This is a genomic window from Cribrihabitans marinus (assembly GCF_900109035.1).
Taxonomy (GTDB): domain Bacteria; phylum Pseudomonadota; class Alphaproteobacteria; order Rhodobacterales; family Rhodobacteraceae; genus Cribrihabitans; species Cribrihabitans marinus.
On the sequence record NZ_FNYD01000002.1, the window covers coordinates 339,541 to 359,899 of the forward strand.

The 20,359-nt window shown below is 67.7% G+C and carries 18 protein-coding genes; 11 read left to right on the forward strand and 7 right to left on the reverse strand.

Going from position 1 to position 20,359, the window contains the following annotated elements; genetic code table 11:
* The first annotated feature begins 75 nt into the window (after window positions 1-75).
* From BMX57_RS04130 to glmM, 8 genes are all read left to right on the forward strand, one after another.
* Window positions 76-606: a DUF6446 family protein gene (locus BMX57_RS04130; protein WP_092362794.1), complete on the forward strand. Its 531-nt coding sequence runs from the start codon at window positions 76-78 to the stop codon at window positions 604-606.
* Window positions 607-748: 142 nt separating this feature from the next.
* The gene (gene glyS / locus BMX57_RS04135) at window positions 749-2,992 is read left to right on the forward strand and encodes a glycine--tRNA ligase subunit beta (protein WP_092362796.1); all 2,244 of its coding nucleotides are present in this window, start codon (window positions 749-751) and stop codon (window positions 2,990-2,992) included.
* Between the two features lie 165 nt (window positions 2,993-3,157).
* Entirely contained in the window at window positions 3,158-5,737 is a 2,580-nt protein-coding gene (locus tag BMX57_RS04140; RefSeq protein WP_092362798.1) for a putative PEP-binding protein, read from the forward strand.
* Window positions 5,738-5,908: 171 nt separating this feature from the next.
* Entirely contained in the window at window positions 5,909-6,544 is a 636-nt protein-coding gene (locus BMX57_RS04145) for a cell wall hydrolase (RefSeq protein WP_092362800.1), read from the forward strand.
* 64 nt (window positions 6,545-6,608) lie between these two features.
* Complete coding sequence (locus tag BMX57_RS04150; protein ID WP_092362802.1) at window positions 6,609-7,988, forward strand: multicopper oxidase family protein; 1,380 nt, start codon at window positions 6,609-6,611, stop codon at window positions 7,986-7,988.
* A 103-nt stretch (window positions 7,989-8,091) separates the two neighbouring features.
* Window positions 8,092-9,012 carry a dihydroneopterin aldolase gene (locus tag BMX57_RS04155; RefSeq protein WP_092362804.1) on the forward strand — a complete coding sequence of 307 codons (921 nt, stop codon included), beginning with the start codon at window positions 8,092-8,094 and terminating at the stop codon, window positions 9,010-9,012.
* A complete protein-coding gene (gene folP, locus BMX57_RS04160) occupies window positions 9,009-10,007 on the forward strand; it encodes a dihydropteroate synthase (RefSeq protein ID WP_092362807.1) in 999 nt (332 codons plus the stop codon). Before BMX57_RS04155 ends, folP begins: the two co-directional genes overlap by 4 nt.
* Window positions 10,008-10,045: 38 nt before the next feature.
* On the forward strand, window positions 10,046-11,398 hold the full coding sequence (gene glmM, locus BMX57_RS04165; RefSeq protein WP_092362809.1) for a phosphoglucosamine mutase: 1,353 nt from the start codon (window positions 10,046-10,048) through the stop codon (window positions 11,396-11,398).
* 14 nt (window positions 11,399-11,412) lie between these two features.
* On the opposite strand, the gene BMX57_RS04170 is transcribed toward glmM, so the two are convergent.
* The 5 genes from BMX57_RS04170 to BMX57_RS04190 all read right to left on the reverse strand — a co-directional run bounded on the left by BMX57_RS04170 (window position 11,413) and on the right by BMX57_RS04190 (window position 16,527).
* Window positions 11,413-11,652 carry a hypothetical protein gene (locus BMX57_RS04170; protein WP_092362811.1) on the reverse strand — a complete coding sequence of 80 codons (240 nt, stop codon included), beginning with the start codon at window positions 11,650-11,652 and terminating at the stop codon, window positions 11,413-11,415.
* A 25-nt stretch (window positions 11,653-11,677) separates the two neighbouring features.
* Window positions 11,678-13,498 (reverse strand): M3 family oligoendopeptidase, encoded by a 1,821-nt coding sequence (locus tag BMX57_RS04175; RefSeq protein ID WP_092362813.1) that lies wholly within the window; start codon window positions 13,496-13,498, stop codon window positions 11,678-11,680.
* Between the two features lie 67 nt (window positions 13,499-13,565).
* Complete coding sequence (locus BMX57_RS04180) at window positions 13,566-14,210, reverse strand: class I SAM-dependent methyltransferase (protein ID WP_229724181.1); 645 nt, start codon at window positions 14,208-14,210, stop codon at window positions 13,566-13,568.
* A gap of 123 nt (window positions 14,211-14,333) precedes the next feature.
* Window positions 14,334-14,678, reverse strand: coding sequence for a DUF427 domain-containing protein (locus BMX57_RS04185; protein WP_092362817.1), 345 nt, complete (start codon window positions 14,676-14,678; stop codon window positions 14,334-14,336).
* Between the two features lie 58 nt (window positions 14,679-14,736).
* Window positions 14,737-16,527, reverse strand: coding sequence for an aminopeptidase P family protein (locus BMX57_RS04190; RefSeq protein ID WP_092362819.1), 1,791 nt, complete (start codon window positions 16,525-16,527; stop codon window positions 14,737-14,739).
* 110 nt (window positions 16,528-16,637) lie between these two features.
* On the opposite strand from BMX57_RS04190, the gene BMX57_RS04195 reads away from it, so the two are divergent.
* Genes BMX57_RS04195 through BMX57_RS04205 form a run of 3 tightly spaced genes read left to right on the forward strand, consistent with a single transcriptional unit; the run spans window position 16,638 to window position 17,880 of the window.
* Window positions 16,638-17,000, forward strand: a complete 363-nt coding sequence (locus BMX57_RS04195; RefSeq protein WP_092362821.1) for a hypothetical protein — start codon at window positions 16,638-16,640, stop codon at window positions 16,998-17,000.
* Window positions 17,001-17,059: 59 nt separating this feature from the next.
* A complete protein-coding gene (locus BMX57_RS04200; RefSeq protein WP_092362823.1) occupies window positions 17,060-17,398 on the forward strand; it encodes an ArsR/SmtB family transcription factor in 339 nt (112 codons plus the stop codon).
* Window positions 17,395-17,880, forward strand: a complete 486-nt coding sequence (locus BMX57_RS04205; RefSeq protein ID WP_092362825.1) for an SRPBCC domain-containing protein — start codon at window positions 17,395-17,397, stop codon at window positions 17,878-17,880. The genes BMX57_RS04200 and BMX57_RS04205 overlap by 4 nt, the downstream gene beginning before the upstream one ends.
* Here BMX57_RS04205 and cobT read toward each other — a convergent pair.
* Window positions 17,864-19,738: a cobaltochelatase subunit CobT gene (gene cobT, locus BMX57_RS04210; protein WP_092362827.1), complete on the reverse strand. Its 1,875-nt coding sequence runs from the start codon at window positions 19,736-19,738 to the stop codon at window positions 17,864-17,866. The genes BMX57_RS04205 and cobT overlap by 17 nt on opposite strands.
* 103 nt (window positions 19,739-19,841) lie before the next feature.
* Window positions 19,842-20,159, reverse strand: a complete 318-nt coding sequence (locus BMX57_RS04215; protein WP_143057877.1) for a hypothetical protein — start codon at window positions 20,157-20,159, stop codon at window positions 19,842-19,844.
* Window positions 20,160-20,359 lie beyond the last annotated feature (200 nt).

The window sequence follows — 20,359 nt, forward strand, 5'->3', positions numbered from 1 at the left end:
CGGACCGGCCCGAAGCGGGCAAAGGGGCAACCGGGTGGGCCGCCAGGCCGCGCAGGTTTCCGCCGGAGCCGCGGCATGAGCGGCAAGATCCTGGCCATGATCGTTCTCGTTTCGGCGGCAATCGCCGGCGGGGCGCTCTATTATTTCCAGATCTACGGCTACTACTACGATGTCGCGGCGCAGCCGGGGCGCGACGTGATGCTGCTGCCGCAAGACGCCGAGGCGCCCGAACCCATCACCTATTCCGAGTTCCGCGCCATCGACGCCGACAGCTCGCCGATCCGCTATCGCGCCTGTTTCGAGACCGAGGCCGCGCCGGAGGCGCTGGCTGCGACCTACATGCCCGCCGAGGCGCCCGAGCCGCTGACCGCGCCGGGCTGGTTCGACTGCTTCGACGCGGTGGCGCTGGCCGATGACCTGGCCGCCGGACGGGCGCGGGCCTTCATCGGGCAGAAGAACGTGCATTTCGGCGTCGACCGGATCGTGGCCGTAACCGCCGACGGGCGCGGCTATGCCTGGAATGCGCTGAACAATTGCGGCCGCAAAACCTATGACGGCACCCAGGTGGGCGAGGATTGTCCGCCGCGCCCGACCGCCGGTCAATGACGCCCGGGCCCTTCCTCTTGCCGCAAATATCCCCGCCGGAGGCCCGCGCCGCCAGGCGCGTTCTTGCATTCGCCCAAGCGCTTGCGTATCCGCTGTGGGCGCGTCTGCGCTGCGCCCGCATCGAACCTGCCGAGGACCTTTCATGCCCGACCTGCTGATCGAACTCTTCTCCGAGGAAATCCCCGCGCGGATGCAGGTCCGGGCGGCGGAAGACCTGCGGAGGCGCGTGACCGACGGGCTGGTCGAGGCCGGGCTGACCTATGCCGGGGCTGCCGCCTTCTCGACCCCGCGCCGGTTGACCCTGACAGTGCAGGGGCTGCTGGACGAAAGCCCGATCGTGCGCGAGGAGCGCAAGGGGCCCAAGGTCGGCGCTCCCGACAAGGCGATCGAGGGGTTCCTGCGCGGCGCCGGCGTGACCCGCGCGCAGCTCGAGGAGCGCGACACGCCCAAGGGCGCGGTCTATTTCGCGACGATCGAGCGGGCCGGCCGCCCGGCCGCCGAGATCGTGGCCGAGGTCCTGGTCGAGACCATCCGCACCTTCCCCTGGCCCAAGTCGATGCGCTGGGGCGCGGGCAGCCTGCGCTGGGTGCGGCCGCTGCATTCGATCCTGTGCATCCTGACCGATGAAGGCGGCGCGCAGATCGTTCCCTTGGACGTCGACGGCATCGCCGCGGGCGACACCACGCGCGGCCACCGCTTCATGGCGTCGGACGCGTTTTCGGTTTCATCCTTCGAGGATTACGAGGCGAAGCTCAAGCGCGCGCATGTGATCCTGTCGCCGGAGGAACGGGCCGAACAGATCCGGCAGGAGGCCGCCAACCTGGCTTTTGCGGCCGGGTGCGAGTTGGTCGAGGATGCCGGGCTTTTGGCTGAGGTGGCGGGGCTTGTGGAATGGCCCGCGGTGCTGATGGGCGAGATCGACGAGGCGTTCCTGGACCTGCCGCCCGAAGTGCTGCAGACCTCGATGAAGGAGCACCAGAAATTCTTCTCGGTGAGAAACCCCAAGACCGGGCGCATCGAGCGGTTCGTCACCGTCGCCAACCGCGACACCGCCGACCAGGGCGCGACCATCCTGGCGGGCAACCAGAAGGTTCTGTCGGCGCGGCTGGCGGATGCCAAGTTCTTCTGGGACAACGACCTGCGCGTGGCGCGGTCGGACATGGGCGCCTGGACCCGCGCGCTGGAAGACGTGACCTTTCACAACAAGCTCGGCAGCCAGGGCGACCGCATCCGCCGTATCGCCGCGCTGGCCCGCGAACTGGCGCCGGTGACCGGGGCGGACTCGGACAAGGCGGCACGCGCGGCGGAACTGGCCAAGGCCGATCTGAATTCTGAGATGGTCTATGAATTCCCAGAACTTCAGGGGCTTATGGGCCGATATTACATTGAGGCGTCGGGCGAGGACGCCGCCATCGCCGCCGTCGCACAGGAACACTACTCGCCGCTCGGCCCGTCCGACGACGTGCCCACGGCGCCGCTGTCTGTGACAGTGGCGCTGGCCGACAAGCTGGACATGCTGACCGGGTTCTGGGCCATCGACGAGAAACCCACCGGGTCGAAGGATCCTTTTGCCCTGCGGCGGGCGGCGTTGGGGGTGATCCGGTTGGTGTTGAGCAGTGAGTTGCGCTTGCCGCTCGATCGCTACATCGACAGCCAGTTGCTCAAGCACAAGATTCAACTCAACGGCGATGCCGACGAGAAGGACATTGGCGCGCTCAATGATCTTCTCGACGAAATCGCCGAACATGGCGTGTTCGGAGCGGCACTTCGCTCGGTCCGTGCAAGGCTGGAGGACTCCGAAATCGACACTTCGGATGGTTCGCTTCTTGTCCGGGTGGGCGAGGTGGTGCCGGACCTTTCACAAGACCTGCTGGCTTTCATCCATGACCGCCTCAAGGTTTTCCTGCGTGACCAGGGTATCCGCCACGACGTGATCGATGCCTGCACCCAGATGGCCGGCAACGATGATCTCAGCCGATTGGTCAAGCGTGCCCGCGCGCTGAACGCGGTGATTGTGACCGATGACGGCGAGAACCTCGTGCAGGGCTTCAAGCGGGCCAACAACATCCTGACCCAGGCCGAAGAGAAGGACGGGGTGGAATACTCGTTCGGTGCCGATCCCAAATTCGCCGAGACCGACAGCGAGCGCGCGCTCTTTGCCGCGCTGGAGGCGGCCGAGGCGCGGATCGCACCGGCGCTGGAGGCCGAGGACTATCCCGAGGCGATGGCGGCCATGGCTGGTCTGCGCGCGCCCATCGACGCGTTCTTCGAAGAGGTGCAGGTGAACACCGACAACGCGATCCTGCGCCGCAACCGGTTGAACCTGCTCAGCCAGATCCGCCGCATCTGCGCCTCGGTCGCCGATCTCACGCGCATTGAGGGGTGAGCAGGCTTCTCGGAAACCGTCCAGTGGACGGTTTCGCCTGCGAACGGGCGGAGCCCCGACCAAGCTTTCCGGCACCAGACGTAGCCGTTAGCCGCGCCCGAACCTGAGGACACCACCTCGGGCCAAGCCACGCCGCGCGCTCTTGCGCGGCGGGCAAAGCGGCCTATGCTGCGGGCGAACAGATGTGGTGCCGCAGTGCAGAATGACCCCTATATCACCCTGATCACGGCCGAGGCCCCGGTGACGGCCGAGACCCATGGCGGGCGGGCGAAATGCCTGCAGCGCCTGGTGCGCCTCGACATGCCGGTGCCGCAGACCGTCGCGCTGTCCTTTGCCGCGGTTCAGGACATCGCGCGGGGGCAGATGCCCGACATCCCGCGCATCCTGGGCAAGTTCGCGGCCACCGACCTGCTCTGCGTCCGGCCCAGTTCCGAGGATCCCGACTGGGGCGGGCCGAACGCGGTGCTCAACATCGGCATGAACGATGCGCGCTATGACGAGTTGAGCGGCACGATGGGCCAGGATGCGGCGGCGGCACTCTATCTGCGGTTCGTGCAGATCTATGCGATCCACGTGGCGCGGCTGGATCCGGACGTGTTCGACGACGTGTCCGATGACGGCCCCGCCGGCCTGAGCGCGATCCTGCGGGCCTATGAGGACGAGACAGACGAGGTGTTCCCCCAGGATCCGGGCGAGCAGCTGGTGGCGGTGCTGCGGTCGATGGCGCGCGCCTGGGACGGCACCACCGCGCGGCTTCTGCGCAAGGCCAAGGGCGCGCCGGAAGAGGCCGGGCTGGGCCTGGTGATCCAGCGCATGATCCCGGGCGTGGGGCAGGGCGAATGCGGCTCGGGCGTGCTGCAGCTGGTCGATCCGGTCACCGGCCTGCCCCAGGTCAACGGCCGCTACCTGAGCCAGAGTCAGGGCCGCGATGCGCTGGGCGCGGGGGCCAGCGCGCTGTTTCTGGAGAAGGACGAGCGCGGCCCGTCGCTCGAGGAGCTGGCACCGGACGCCTTTGCCGACCTAAAAGCCCATGCCGCGCTGATGCGCGAGAAGCTGCGCGAAGAGATGCAGGTCGAATTCGTTATCCAGAACGGCGAGGTGCGCATCCTCGACGGCGTGCGCACGCCGCGGAGCCCGCGCGCCGGGGTGCGCATCGCCGTGCGCCTGGCCGAGGACGGCATCATTCCGCAGCAGGAGGCGGTGATGCGGGTGGACGCCCATTCGCTGAACGAGCTGATGCACCGGCAGGTGCGGCCGGGTGCTGCGCGCGATGTGCTGACCACGGGGATCGGGGCCAGCCCCGGCGCGGCCACCGGGCGGATCGTGTTCACCGCCGCCGAGGCGCAGGCAAGTGCCGCGCGCGGCGAGCCCTGCATCCTGGTGCGGCGCGAAACCTCGCCCGAGGACGTGCGCGGGATGCATGCCGCGGTTGCGGTGCTGACCGAGAAGGGCGGCATGACCAGCCATGCCGCGGTGATCGGGCGGGGCCTTGGCCTGCCCTGCATCGTCGGCGCCTCGGGCATGCGGTTCCAGACCCGCAAGAAGATCCTGACCGCCCCGGACGGCCGCGACTTCCGCACCGGAGACATCCTGACCATCGACGGCAGCTCGGGCCAGGTGCTGGCCGGCGAGCCCGAGATGCTGGAGGCGGCGCTGGACGACAGTTTCCAGACATTGATGCGCTGGGCCGATGCCGCCCGCGACATCGGCATCCGCGCCAATGCCGACACGCCCGAGGATGCCGAGGCGGCGCGCAAGTTCGACGCCCAGGGCATCGGGCTGTGCCGGACCGAGCACATGTTCTTCGAGCCCGGCCGCCTGACCATGATGCGCGAGATGATCTTTGCCCAGACCCCGCAGGGTCGGGCCGCGGTGCTGGAGCGGTTGCTGCCGATGCAGCGGGACGATTTCACCCAGCTTTTCCGCATCATGCAGGGTCAGCCGGTCTGCATCCGCCTGTTCGACCCGCCCCTGCACGAGTTTCTGCCCACCACCCGGACCGGGCAGCGCGAACTGGCCGAGGCGCTGGACCTGCCGGTCTCGGATGTCGAGCGCCGGGTCGAGGCGATGAGCGAATACAACCCCATGCTGGGCCTGCGCGGCGTACGCCTGGGCGTGACCGTGCCCGAGATCTACGACATGCAGGCGCGCGCCATATTCGAGGCGACGCTGGACGCCAGCGAGGAGGGCGCGCCGGTCGTGCCCGAGGTGATGATCCCTCTGGTCTCGGCCAAGCGCGAGGTGGAACTGGTCAAGTCGCGCATCGACGCGGTCGCCGCTGCCGTCGCGGCCGAACGGCGCTGCGAGTTCGACTATCGCCTGGGCGTGATGGTCGAGACGCCGCGCGCCTGCCTGCGCGCCGACGAGATCGCGCCGCATGTCTCGTTCCTCAGCTTCGGCACCAACGACCTGACTCAGATGACCTATGGCCTGTCCCGCGACGATGCGGGCCGCTTCATGTCGGCCTACGTGCAGAAGGGCGTGTTTCCCGAAGACCCGTTTCACGTGCTCGACACCGAGGGCGTGGGCGAGCTCCTTTGGCTGGGCGTGGAACGGGCGCGCGGCGAATGTCCGGGGCTGACGCTTTCGGTGTGCGGCGAGCATGGCGGCAACCCCGAATCAATCGCATTCTGCCGCGCCGCGGGCTTTGATTACGTGTCCTGTTCACCCTACAGGGTGCCGGTTGCGCGGCTTGCCGCCGCCCAATTGGCGATTGCCCACCAACTGGGTGACGCTGACGAATAACCACAACATGTTGCGTTTCCTCGGGTAGCGCGTTGGATGAGAATCGGCGGAAAACTACTGGAATCTGCTTGCATTTTTCAGTGATCTGGACCTTCGCGCCCGACTGCGCTATTGGGCTGCCTGCGCTGGCCGGGGGGACTGGCGCGGAAAAGAACCTGGTGGGGTTTCGAAATGAAGAAGATTTTTTGCGCGGTCGCCTTGGCGGCGTCCGTAATGCTGCCTGATACGTCTTTCGCCGAGAAGGATTTGTCGTCGCTGGTGGAACATGAGCAGGCGTCGCTGGATGCGTTGCCCGGCTCGCGTTTCCGGCAATACCTGAATTCCGTCCGACCCAAGCGCAAACCGCTGCAGGTTTCGTATTCGAAGGCCTGGGTCGACGAGCAGCCGCGCGCCCAGGGCGGCGAGCAGTGGCGATGCCTGGCCGAGGCGCTGTATTTCGAAGCGCGCGGTGAAACTGTGAAGGGCCAGTTCGCGGTGGCCGAGGTCATCATGAACCGGGTCAAGAGCACCCGCTTTCCCAGTACGCTCTGCGGCGTGATCCGGCAGGGAACCGGGCGCAAGTATCAGTGCCAGTTCACTTATACCTGCGATGGCGCCAAGGAGGTGATCCGCGAGAAGAAGGCGTTCGAGCGCGTCTCGAAAGTGGCCCGCGCGACGATCGACGGAGTGTCTGGCAACCTGACCGACGGGGCCACTCACTACCACACGACCGCGGTGCGGCCGCGCTGGTCGCGCGTCTATGAAAAGACGGCCCGCATCGGCGTTCACATCTTCTATCGCCACAACTACCGCACGGCCAGCAACTGAGCGACACGCGCACCGCTTTCCGCGCGGCCGGCGCGCGTCTATATTGCGGGCAGGGAGTCCCGCGATGAACCTCGACCGCCGACAATTTCTGGCCGCAGCCGCCGCCTGGCCGCTGGTGCCCGCCGCAGGACGCGCCGCTGGCGCTACTCCGCTGCTTGCCCACCCGGCACGGCAGCAGATCGCGCCCGACGGCCATGCGCAGACTCCGATCTGGTCCTATGACGGCAGTGCGCCCGGCGCCGAGATCCGGGTCGCGCAGGGGGCACGGGTGGTGCGGCAGTTGCGCAACGACCTGCCGCAGGCCACCAGCGTCCACTGGCACGGCATCCGCATCGACAACGCGATGGACGGGGTGCCGGGGCTGACCCAGGAGGCGGTGCCGCCAGGGGGGCAATTCGACTATGACTTCACCGTGCCGGACGCGGGAACCTACTGGTATCACGCGCATAACCGCTCGATGGAGCAGGTGGCGCGCGGTCTTTATGGCCCGCTGATCGTCGAGGAGGCCGATGCGCCTGAAGTCGACCGCGACCTGGTGCTGATGGTCGATGACTGGCGCCTCGACCCAGACACCGTCGAATTGACCGGCGATTTCGACAATGGCCACGACCTTGGCCATGCGGGCCGGCTGGGCAATATCGTGACCGTCAATGGCCGTTTCGATCCGGAGTTCCGGGTTCGGCGTCACGAGCGCCTGCGGCTGCGGCTGACCAACGCCGCCAACGCGCGTGTGTTCGAGTTGGGGCTGGACGGGCTGGAGGGCTGGATCGTCGCGCTGGACGGGATGCCGCTGGACACCCCGCTGGCCGTGACCGGGGCCTTTCCGCTGGCGCCGGCGCAGCGCGCCGACCTGATCGTGGATGTGACGGCCGAGGCGGGCGCGACGGCCAGCCTGCTCAGCATCGAGCGTGATGGCGGGTACGGCCTGACCCGGTTCCAGGTCGGGGGCGTGGCGGCGCAGAGCCGCCGGCCGGCGCCGCAGCCCTTGCCGCCGAACCCCGTGCCCGATCTGGACGAGCCGGCCCGCGCGCCGCTGAGCCGGATGAGGCTGCAGGGCGGGGCCATGCGCTGGCTCGATTCGGCGCGTCTGGGCGATACCGAACTGTCGGGCCGCGAACTGGCCGAACTCGGCCGCTTCTGGGCCCTGAACGGATATGCCGACCGGCCTGCCGAGCCGTTCCTGGATGCGGCCCGTGGCAGTCTGCACCGGATCGCCTTCGTCAACGAGACCGCCTTTGACCACGGCATGCACCTGCACGGGCATCATTTCCGGCTGCTGACGGAGGATGGCCGGCCGGGTCCCTGGCGTGACACGGTGCTGGTCCGGCGTGGCGAGACCCGCCAGATCGCAATGGTTGCGGACAATCCGGGCAACTGGCTGCTGCATTGCCACATGCTCGGTCATGCCGCCTCGGGGATGATGAGCTGGTTCCGGGTGGCGTGATCTGCCGCATTCGCCTGCTGGTGCGGCGCGTCCGGGCCTGTTAAGCAGGCTCCCCATCGCCTATTGCTGGGCGCAGGAAGTCCAGGGCCGGAGGGCCGCCGAGATGAGCACAGAAATCAGACTTGCCTTCGCGCATCCGTCCGAGCGCGCCGCTGCCACCGCGCCGCGCGGGCCGCTCGATCGCATCTCGCTGCGCGATCACATCGTCGAGGTCGAGATCGGCGCCTTCCAGGCCGAGCGCGGGACGACGCAGCGGATCTGCTTCAATGTCGTGGTCGAGGTGATGCCCTTGGCGGAACCGATCGACGACGACGTGGACCGCATCCTGTCCTATGACCGCGTGACCGAGGCCATCGCGCATGAATTGTCCGCCGAGCGTCTCAACCTGCTCGAGACCCTGGCCGCGCGCGTGGCCGAACGCATCCTGGCCGAGCCGCAGGCGGTGCGCGCCTTCGTTCGGATCGAAAAGCTCGACCGCGGGCCCGGCGCGCTGGGGGTCGAGATCGTGCGCGGCAAGGACGCGCTGCATCCCGACGTGCAGGGGGGTGAGCGGCCGCATCCGCGTCTGGTCTATCTCTCGGGCGACGCCATCGCCTCGCCGCACCTGTCGGGCTGGATCGACCAGCTGCAGACCCGCAAGCGTCCCCTGATCCTGTGCGTGGGCCCGACCGGCTTGGACGTGCCGCAGACCGGTCACGCCATGACCCAGCGCCGGATCGACCTTCTGGCCATTGAGCAGAACGCCTGGGTTCTGGCCGCGCGCGATCCGCGCTGCGTTGTGGTCTCGACCCGGACGGAACTGGACTGGGCGATGAAGAACGGCCAGATCAGCGTCTGGGCGCCGTCCAAGATCGTTCTGGACGCGGTGGACGGCCCTTCGGCCAAGCCCTCGGACGCGGTGGCGCTGGCGGCCTGGTTCGCGGCCACGTTCGAGGCTGGCGAGATGATGGTGATCGGCGCCGACCTGCCGGCCGCGCCCGGTGTGCCGCTGCGCTTCGTTCCGGTGGAGCAGAAGGACCTGTGAACGCCTATTACCGGCCTCTTGTGCAGTCGGGCGCTCTCCGCCCGGTGACGGCGCAGCCGCTGGCCGGCGGGGCGCTGTGGTTCACCCATGCCGAGCGCCTGTCGCGCTCTGGCGAGGGTGCAATCGTCGCGGCACAGGACATTCCCGAGGCGGACCTCGACCGGCTGACGCGGCCGCGGCCGCCCATTGCCGGAGTGCATATGGATGCGCCGGTCATCATGGGCATCCTCAACATCACCCCGGACAGCTTTTCCGATGGCGGACGGCACGCCACGGTCGAAACGGCTCTGGCCGGCGCGCGGGACATGCTCGCGCAGGACGTGCCGATCCTGGACGTGGGCGGCGAATCCACCCGTCCGGGTTCGGACGCCGTCGATGTCGAGACCGAGATCGCCCGCACCGCGCCGGTGATCGCTGCGATAAGGGCCGAGACCGGGGCGCTGATCTCGATCGACACCCGCAAGGTGGCGGTGGCCGAGGCGGCGCTGCAGGCCGGGGCGGGGCTGGTCAATGACGTGTCGGGCTTTACCCATGACCCCGACCTGGCGCCGCTCTGTGCCCGGACCGGGGTGCCGGTCTGCATCATGCATGCGCGCGGCGACCCCAAGACGATGCAGGATAACCCGATCTACGAGCATGTGCTGCTGGACGTTTACGACTTCCTCGCCGGGCAGATCGCGCTGCTCGAGGCCGCCGGCGTACCGCGTGCGCGGATCATCGCCGACCCGGGGATCGGGTTTGGCAAGACGCTGGAGCACAACCTGGCACTTCTGAAGGGGATCAGCCTGTTTCACGGGCTGGGCTGCCCCGTCCTGCTGGGTGCGTCCAGAAAGCGTTTCATCGGCACGCTGGGGCGGGCCGCGCAGGCCGCCGACCGGGCACCGGGCTCGATTGCCGTCGCATTGGCGGCGGCGGCGCAGGGCGTGCAGATCCTGCGCGTGCACGATGTTGCCGAAACCGCGCAGGCCTTGCGCCTGTGGGCTGCTGTCCGGTAGTTTCGAGCCAACGAAACAAGCTCAACCAGCGAGGCAGGATGCGCAAACTCTTCGGGACCGATGGCGTGCGGGGCACGGCCAACACCCATCCCATGACCGCCGAGATGGCGCTGCGCATCGGGGCGGCGGTGGGCCGCTACTTCCGCCGGGATGCGGGCGGTGTGCACCGCGTGGTAATCGGCAAGGACACCCGCCTGTCGGGCTACATGTTCGAGAATGCGCTCACGGCCGGGCTGACCAGCACCGGCATGAACGTCCTGCTGCTGGGGCCGGTGCCGACGCCTGCGGTGGGGCTGATGACCCGCTCGATGCGCGCCGATCTGGGCGTGATGATCTCGGCCAGCCACAACCCGGCCCAGGACAACGGCATCAAGTTCTTTGGCCCGGACGGGTTCAAGTTGTCGGACCAGGCCGAACTGGAGATCGAGCGCCTGATCGCCGATGGCGTGCAGCCGGCGCAGGCGCGCAATATCGGCCGGGCGCGGCGGGTCGATGATGCCCGGTTCCGCTATGGCGAGCGGGTGAAATCCTCGCTGCCCCGCGAATTGCGGCTGGACGGGCTCAAGGTCGTGGTCGATTGCGCCAACGGTGCCGCCCACCGGGCCGCGCCCGAGATCCTGTGGGAACTGGGCGCCGACGTGATCCCCGTGGGCACCGCGCCGGATGGCCTGAACATCAACCTGGGCTGCGGGTCCACCCAGCCGGCCTTTGCCGCCGAGACCGTGGTGGCGCATGGTGCGGATGTCGGCATCTGTCTCGATGGGGATGCCGACCGGGTGATCGTGATCGATGCCGACGGGCGGATTGCCGATGGCGATCAGCTGATGGCGCTGCTGGCGACGCGCTGGGCCGCTGACGGGATGCTGTCGGGCGGCGCGCTGGTGGCCACGGTGATGTCCAATCTCGGGCTGGAGCGCCACCTGGCGGCACACGGCATCGGGTTGGAGCGCACTGCGGTCGGTGACCGCTATGTCGTCGAGCGGATGCGCGCGGGCGGGTTCAACCTGGGTGGCGAGCAGTCGGGACATATCGTCATGTCCGACTATGCCACCACCGGCGACGGGTTGATGGCGGGGCTGCATTTCCTGACCGAGATGGTGCGCACCGGCCGGGCCGCCGCCGACCTGGCGCAGCAGTTCAAGCCGGTGCCGCAGTTGCTCAAGAACGTACGCTACAGTGCCGGGCAGACGCCGCTGGAGCTGGGTCCGGTGCAGACCGCCATCACCGACGCCGAATCCGCGCTGAGCGGGCAGGGGCGGTTGCTGATCCGGAAATCGGGAACCGAACCGCTGATCCGGGTGATGGCCGAATGCGAGGACGAGGCGCTTCTGACAGACGCCGTGGACGGGGTCGTGGACGCCATTGCCGAGGCGGTTTCGGCCAAGGCCTGACTCAGGGTGGCGGCTTACCGGCGGCGGGTCTTTCGCCGCCGCCACCGGCGATAAAGCTCCACGTCCAGCGCCGCCACCATTACGCCCAACGGGATCATCCAGAATCCCAGCACCGGCAGGAACCCCAGGAAACCGCCGAGGATCAGCAGCACCCCCACCACGATCCGCAATCCGCGCGGTACGTTGCTGCGGATGCGCGCCCGGTAAGGGCGCAAGCGTTCGCGCAGGGTCGGTTTTCGCCGGTCGTCGGTCATGGTGCTGCCACCCGGCGCGGAGGGCTCAACCCTCCATCGCCTCCAACTCGTCGATCAGGTCCGAGATCATGCTCAGCCCCTTGCCCCAGAAGGCCGGGTCGCTGGCGTCCAGTCCGAACGGGGCCAGCAACTCCTTGTGGTGCTTGGATCCGCCGGCCTTGAGCATGTCGAAATACTTGTCCTCGAACCCTTCGGCACCATCGGCATAGACCGAGTAGAGCGCGTTCACCAGCCCGTCGCCGAAAGCATAGGCATAGACGTAAAAGGGCGAGTGCACGAAATGCGGGATATAGGCCCAGAAGGTCTCGTACCCTTCCATGAACTCGAAGGCGGGGCCAAGGCTTTCGCCCTGCACCGACATCCACAGCGCGTTGATGTCGTCGGGCGTCAGCTCGCCGCCGCGCCGAGCGTCGTGCAGCTTGCATTCGAAATCGTAGAAGGCGATCTGGCGCACGACCGTGTTGATCATGTCCTCGACCTTGCCGGCCAGCAGCACCTTGCGTTGCTCCTGCGTCTCGGCCTTGTCGAGCATCTTGCGGAAAGTCAGCATCTCGCCGAAGACCGATGCCGTCTCGGCCAGGGTCAGCGGCGTGGAGGACAGCATCTCGCCCTGGTCCGCCGCAAGCACCTGGTGCACGCCGTGGCCCAGCTCATGCGCCAGGGTCATCACGTCGCGCGGTTTGCCCAGGTAATTCAGCAGGATATAGGGATGCACCTCGGTCACGGTGGGATGTGCGAAGGCGCCCGGTGCCTTGCCCGGTTTCACGCCCGCGTCGATCCAGCCCTTGCCGAAGAACGGCTTGGCCAACTCGCCCATGCGCGGGTCGAAGGACTCGTAGGCCTCCATCACCGTGGCCTCGGCCTCGTCCCAGTTCACGATGCGGCTGTCCTCCATCGGCAGCGGGGCGTTCCGGTCCCAGACCTGCAGCTTGTCCAGCCCCAGCCATTTGCGTTTCAGTTCGTAGTAGCGGTGGCTGAGCTTGGGATAGGCGGCGACGACTGCCTCGCGCAGCGCCTCGACCACTTCGGGTTCCACATCGTTCGACAGGTGCCGGCCCATCTGCGCCGAGGGCATCCCGCGCCAGCGGTCGATGATCTCTTTCTCCTTGGATTGGGTGTTGTGGATGCGCGCAAAAGTGCGGACATTCTCGCCAAACACGCGCGCCAGTTCGCGGGCGGCGGCCTCGCGCTTGGCCCGGTCCTGTTCGGTCAGCAGGGTCAGGGTGCTTTCGATGCCCAGATCTTCGCCATCGACGGTGAAGGTCAGCCCCGCGATTGTCTCGTCAAAGAGCTTCTCCCAGGCGTCGCCCACCGTGCCCAAGTCATGCAGGAACCGCTCCAGTTCGTCGCTGAGTTGATACGGTTTCATGGCGCGGATGCGGCGAAAGACCGGCTCGTAGCGCGCCAGTTCCGGATCCTGCGCAAAGCGCGCCTGCAGCGCCTCCTCGTCGATCCGGTTCAACTCCAGCGTGAAGAACACAAGCGGCGTGGTGTAGTTGGTGATCTTTTCCTGGCAGTCCGACAGGAACTTGGCGCGGCCCGCATCGGTGGTCTGCTGGTAGTAGCGCAGCCCGGCAAAGGACATGAGGCGCCCGGCGATGGTGTTGATCCGCTCGTTGCGCTGCACGCAATCCAGCAGACCCGCCGCGTCCAGGTCCGCCAGCTTGCCCTCGTAATCGGCGGCAAAGGATGCGCAGGCGGATTCCAGCCAGTCCAGATCGCGCTTGAGTTCCGGTGCGTCCTCGGAGATGTAGAGATCGCTCAGATCCCACTCGGGCAGATCGCCCAGATCCTTGCCACCGGCACTGGCATTGGCGTCACGGACGGGAAAGGGCAGGTGATACATGGGGGCCTCATTGTCTGTTCGCCCACACATCTAGTCCCGCCCATCCCCGATCACAAGCAACCCGCGGTCAGAGCCTGCGCGCGACGACGTAGCGGCTGGGCGGACTTGCGGGATAGTTGCCGGTCTCGATGATCTCGAACCCGGCCTGCGTGATCGCGGTCTCCAGTTCGTCGGTGGACATGAAGTTCACATAGGGCGCCTTGCCAAGCCATTGCATGACCGGCAGCGCCCAGAGCATCAGCCGGAGCTTGATCGGGACACGCCCGGAGATCGGGCACACGGTCTTGGAAATGAACAACCCGCCGGGGCGCAGCATGGCATGCACGCGGCTGAGCGCCTCGGGAAGATCCTCGAGCAGATGCAGCAGGTTCAGGGCCAGAACCGCATCCCGGGGCCGGTCCGACAGCTGCGGGTTGCTCAGGTCCGCGGCAATGAACTCCAGGTTTCCGACGCCCTCGGCAGCGGCCTTTTCCCCGCCGATCTCGATCATGCGCGGTGACAGGTCGCTGGCGGTGTAGCGCCCGACCTCCGGGGCCAGAAGCAAGGCCGTGGAGCCGGTCCCGCAGCCCAGCTCCAGGACATCGTCCTGCGGGCGCAGGTGGCTGCGTGTGCGCTCCAGGGCGGCTTGATACGCGTCGGGATCGTCGATTGGACGCTTGGCGTAGCGGTCGGCGATGCGGTCCCAGAAATCCGCGGGCAAAGGTCCGGTCACGGTGATTGCTCCCTATTCGCAGCGTCGGTGTGCGATCCAGCACCGGCAGCGGTCGCCTTCGATCGGAGCCAGGCGGGAAGGTGCCGGCCGGGCCGCGAGGGCGGAATAGTTCGCGCGGCCGGTTCAGATCTTCTCGACAAGCACGCCGTCGCGCTGGTGAAAGGCCAGGTGATCGCGGATCGCGGAGGCCTGCTCGACCGGGTCCTCATAGCTCCAGGCCACGTTTTCGGAGGTCGAGGACTTGTTGACGATCGAGTAATGGCTGGCCTCGCCCTTGTGCGGGCAGGTGGTCACCTTGTCGGTGCGGTCCAGGAACGCCATCGCCACGTCCCCGCGGGGAAAATAGATCACCGGGTCTTGGCCGTCCTCGAGCAGTTCCAGCGCGGCGCTGGTCTCGCCCAGGATCGCGCCGCCCGAGCGGACCACCCATTTCCCTTCCGCCTGGCGGATCGTGATCGCTTCTCCCATGTCGTCTCCTTCGCTGTCCCGGTGCGGGGCAATTCCTGCCCCTGGGTGCCGGCCCGTGTCAGATCGGCGCGGTGGCCGCATCCAACCACAGCCGCGTGGTGCTGCCCACCCGTGGGCCGATCTTTTTCGCAACGTCGCCGTGATAGGCGTTCAACCAGGCGCGTTCGGTCTCGTCCAGCATATGGGTCAGGATCAGCCGCCTGTCCAGCGGGGCATAGGTCAGCGTACGCCATTCCAGCATCGCGCGGTCGCTGTCGCCGCCCGGCAGGTCCGGCGCCTCGCGCACCACCAGAAGGTTCTCGATGCGGATGCCGAAGGCGCCTTCGCGGTAGTAACCCGGTTCGTTCGACAGGATCATTCCCGGCTCCAGCGGAGCCTGCCCGGTGCGGGCCAGGCGCGGCGGGCCTTCGTGAACGCTCAGATAGGCGCCGACGCCGTGGCCGACCCCGTGGTTGAAGTCCTGCCCGGCGGTCCAGAGCGGCAGGCGGGCCACGCATTCGATGTCGCGCCCGGCCAGACCCACCGGCCAGCGCAGCATCGACATGGCGATCATGCCCTTCAGCACGCGCGTATAGCAGACCTTCTCCTCTTCGCGAACCTCGCCGATGGCCACGGTGCGGGTGATGTCGGTGGTGCCGTCCAGATACTGCCCGCCGCTGTCGAGCACCAACAGGTGCCCCGGTTCCAGCAGGCTGTCGGTGGCCTCGGTGACGCGGTAATGCATGATCGCGCCATTCGGCCCGGTTCCGGCGATGGTTTCGAAGCTGATGTCCTGCAGGGCGGGATCGCTGCGGCGCAGCGCCTCCAGCCGCGTGACCACCTCGCTTTCGCGGAGGCTACCGGGGCTTTGCGCGTCGAGCCATGCCAGCAGTTCGACAACCGCCGCCCCGTCGCGCAGATGCGCCTCGGCGCTGCCTTCGATCTCGGCGGCGTTCTTGCGCGCCTTGGGCAGCGCGCAGGGATCTCCGCCCTCGGCCAGCCTGTCGCCCAGCCGGTCGGCCACGATCTGTGGCACGGTGGCGAAATCGACACTGACCGGACCTGTCAGTTGGTCCAGCGCGTCGAGGAAACCATCCGGCTCGTGGCACGAAACCGTCGACTCCAGGTGCCCCTCCAGCCCCTGCAACTTGACCCCGGCCATGAACAGATCGACCCGCGCGTCGTCACGCAGCAGCGCAAAGCCATGCGCCACCGGGTTGCGGGGGATGTCCGCGCCGCGGATGTTGAGCAGCCACATGATCGAATCGGGCAGCGTGATGATTGCGGCGCGATGCCCGGCCTTGCGCAGGCCCTCGGCCAGCCGCGCGCATTTCTCGGCTGCCGCTTCGCCGGCAAATTCCAGCGGGTGCGGCCGGGCCGGCTTCATCGGCGGCGGAGGCTGATCCGTCCAGATCCGGTCGACCAGGTTGGCGCTGCGCACCAGTTCGACACCCGAGCCCTCGAGTGCGCGCGTGGCCTCGCGGATCTGCCCGGCGGAATGCAGCCAGGGGTCGAATCCGACACGCCCGCCCTTCGGCAGTTGCTCGCGCAGCCAGGCGGCCAGGCTGGTGTCCGGCCAGGGCACGGGGGTGAACTCCTCGGCCACCTGGGCCTTGACCTGCGTGCGGTAGCGCCCATCGATGAAGACGCCGGCCACCCGCTCCAGCACGGCGCAAAACCCGGCCGAGCCGGTAAATCCGGTCAACCAGGACAGCCGTTCGTCATGCGCGGCAACATACTCGCCCTGATGCGCATCCGCGCGCGGCACCAGGAATCCTTCCAACCCCTCGGCGGCGATCTCGGCCCGCAGCGCGGCCAGCCGGGGCGGTCCCTGCTCGGGTCGTGCGGTCACGTCGAAGGTCTGGAACATCTGCGCCTCGTCCTTGCCGTTGAAATCGCGCCAAACCTGCGGGGGGCGCCGGCAAATGTCCAGCCGCGAAACCGGCTTGGCAATACGCGCAGGTCGCCTATCATGCCGGTATGATACGGATCCTCACCCTGACCCTTGCGCTGACGGCCGCTCCGGCGGCGGCGCAGGAAGACCTGCCGCTCGACACGCTCATCCGTCAGAACGCGGCGGCGGCGGTCTCGCGCCAGATGGCAACGCCCGGCAATCCCGGCCAGGCCCAGGTGTCGCAGCCGGTGCGCGCGGGGCAGCAGATCCAGCTCTGCGCCACGACGGACGCCCGCAACAACAGTGGCAGCTATATCGGCCGCGACTACTGGGAGGTGACGCTCAGCGCCGACGGCACCGAGGTGCTGAACACGCGCAACGTCACCGGCCTTCTGTCGCCCTGCTATGGCGCCGACTACGCGCCGTTTCGCGAGTTGCTGGGGCAGTAAACCTAGCCAATCGGAAAACTTTTCTTGTGCCGTGCGGCCGGATGTGGTTGCTTAGCCTTATGGCTTACCATTCCACTTCCCTTGCCGCGCTGTTTCACGCGCTGTCCGATCCGACCCGCCTGGCGGTCACCGAGGCCCTGTGCGACGGGCCGCAGCCGGTCAGCCGGCTGGCCGCGCCCCACGACATGGCCCTGCCTTCGTTTCTCAAGCACCTCAAGGTGCTCGAAGCGGCCGGGGTCACCACAAGTGAAAAGCAGGGCCGGACCCGGATCGTCGCGCTGCGCACGGAACGGCTTGCCGAGGGTCAGGACTGGTTCGCCGAGCGCCGCCGCCTCTGGTCTGACCGGTTCGATGCACTGGAGGCTCATCTCGACCGAACACAGGAGACACCGAAATGACCTCATCCGCCGACCTGCACCACGACATGCTGACGCTGGTTCGCCGTTTCGATCACCCGCCCGAGTCGGTTTTCGGTGCATTCACGACCGCCGAAAGCTGCGCTTCTTGGATGTGCCCGGCACCCGGCGCGCAAGTGCGCTGCGATCCCTTCGACTTTCGGCCGGGCGGGTGTTCGGTCACGCAGATGGATTTCGGGTCGGAAGGCACGTGGCGGTCGACCGACATCTACGCACTCGTTGCCCCGGCGCAGCTCATACTGATGCACTCGCGATTGGAGGGGCCCGACGGGCTCGAAAGCGCCACCGTGGCCACGCTCAGGTTCACGCCCGATGCTGGCGGATGTGTCCTGCGCATGACCGAGCAGGGCGCCTTTGCCAGCGCGGAGTCCGTGGCCGGTCAGCGCGAGGGATGGGACGCGATGTTCGACACGCTCTCGGCCCACCTGTCCGAGAGCCTGGCCAGGCTCAACTCGCGCGTTTGATCCCCATCACCCGCGCCCGGGCGCGGGGGTCGCTGTCGAACAGCGCCGCAAGCTGCTCGGTCATCGCGCCGGCCAGCTGCTCGACATCGGTGATCGTCACCGCGCGGTCGTAGTAGCGGGTCACGTCATGGCCGATGCCGATGGCCAGAAGCTCCACGAGACTGCGCTTCTCGATCATCGCGATCACGTCGCGCAGGTGCTTTTCCAGGTAGTTGGCCGGGTTCACGCTGAGCGTCGAATCGTCCACCGGCGCGCCGTCCGAGATCACCATCAGGATCTTGCGCTGCTCGCGCCGCGCGACCATCCGGCGATGGGCCCATTCCAGCGCCTCGCCGTCGATATTCTCTTTCAGCAGCCCCTCTTTCATCATCAGGCCCAGGTTCGGCCGCGCCCGGCGCCACGGCGAATCCGCGCCCTTGTAGACGATGTGGCGCAGGTCGTTCAGGCGGCCCGGCTGCTGCGGGCGGCCCTCGTTCAGCCACGCCTCGCGCGCCTGCCCTCCCTTCCAGGCGCGGGTGGTGAAACCCAGGATCTCGACCTTGACGCTGCACCGCTCAAGCGTGCGCGCCAGAACGTCGGCGCAGATCGCGGCGATGGAGATCGGCCGCCCCCGCATGGAGCCGGAATTGTCCAGCAGCAGCGTCACCACCGTGTCGCGGAATTCCATGTCCTTCTCGACCTTGAAGCTGAGCGGCGTCGTCGGGTTGGCCACGACGCGCGCCAGCCGTCCGGCATCCAGGATGCCTTCCTCGCGGTCGAACTCCCAGCTGCGGTTCTGCTGCGCCTGCAGGCGCCGCTGCAGCTTGTTGGCCAGGCGGCTGACCGCGCCCTTCAGCGGCTCCAGCTGTTGGTCCAGATAGGCGCGCAGCCGTTCCAGCTCGACCGGCTCGGCCAGATCCTCGGCGGCGACCTCCTCGTCGTGGTCGCCCAGATACACGCGATAGTCCGGATCGGCCTCGCTCACCGGCGGCGGCGGGGGCGGCTCCAGCGGCGCCTCGCCATCGGGCATCTCGGTCTCGTCGCCCAATTCCTCGTCGGACATCTCGTCCATCGAGACCTGCGCCTGCGACTGGTCCTGCTGCTGTTCCTGGCTTTGCTCGGGATTGGCGTCGGCGTCCTCCTCGTCGTTGTCGTCCTGGCCGGTGCTGTCGGGATCGGGCTGCTCGTCGGCATCGTCCTCGGCCTGATCCTCCTGGTCCTCGTCGATCTCGTCGGGGTCGTCGCCCAGTTGGTCGCCATAGCCAAGATCGGTGATTACCTGCCGGGCGAAGCGGGCAAAGGCCGACTGGTCCGGCAGCATGTCCTGCAGGTTCTCGAGCGTGCCGCCGGCCTGCTCCTCGATGAAGCCGCGCCACAGCTCCATCACGTTGCCGGCGCCGGCCGGCAGGTCGCGGCCCGTGGCCAGATGCCGGATCAGGTATCCCGCCGCCGCCGGCAGCGGTGCCTCCGAGGCTTCCTTGCACTGGTCATACCCGCGCCGCGCGGCGTCATGCGCGATCTTGACGTCGATATTCGAGGCGGTGCCGGGCATGTCGCGCGCGCCGACCGCCTCGCAGCGGGCGGTCTCCATCGCCTCGTAGAGGTCGCGCGCCATATCGCCCGGCGGGGCATAGCGGGCGTGCACGGCCGCGTCATGATACTTTCGATGCAGCGCCAGCGCGTCGGCGGTGCCGCGGGCCATCAGCACCTCTTCGCGCGTCATGCGCCGGCTGACCTGCGGCAGGCGGACGGTATCGCCCGACATGCCCGAGGGATCGACCGAATAGGTCACGCTCAGTTCGGCATCGTCGGCCATGACCTTGGTGGCCTCGGCCAGCGCCTTCTTGAACGGGTCGGCGGGATTGTCGGATTGGGCCATTCAGTGCGCTCGGGTCAGGTGGAAACTGCGGGCCGAGACTAGTGCGTCCGGCCCCGGAAGGCCAGTGGTCCCGCCGCTGAATCTGCCCCCTTCGGCGCGCCCGTCAGCCCAGCCGGTCCAGCAGGTCGGTGCAGGTCCGGCGGTCGGATGCGAACAGGCCGGACCGGGCCGTGCGCAAAGGATCCAGCGGCCCGAATTCCACCATATAGGGGGTCACATAGTCGGTTTCGCCCCCGGCATCGGCCACCCGGTCAAGCCGCGCCAGCGGCAGGTCCGACAGGAAGGCAAAGAGGTCGAGCTGTGCAAAGCCCATCATCTGCGCCAGCTGATGACGCACCTGCATGGCACGAAAGAACCCGTGGCACCTGAGCCCCAGTTCCCGGTCCGACAGGGGCGGGAGAACCGCCGCGATCGGCGTCATCCGATCGTCCTGCTCCATTTCTATCACAGCCGGAGTTCCGGCCAGGCCCGCGCCCGCAATCGCAACAGACGCAAGCGCCGCGAAAAAAGCGGTCCTGCGCATTGATCCATCCTCGTACACACGGGCTGCACCCTGGTTCTTGATGGCTCACGTGGCCGGGTCGCAGCCCTCCTTACCCTGAAACAAGGCTACGCGGGGTC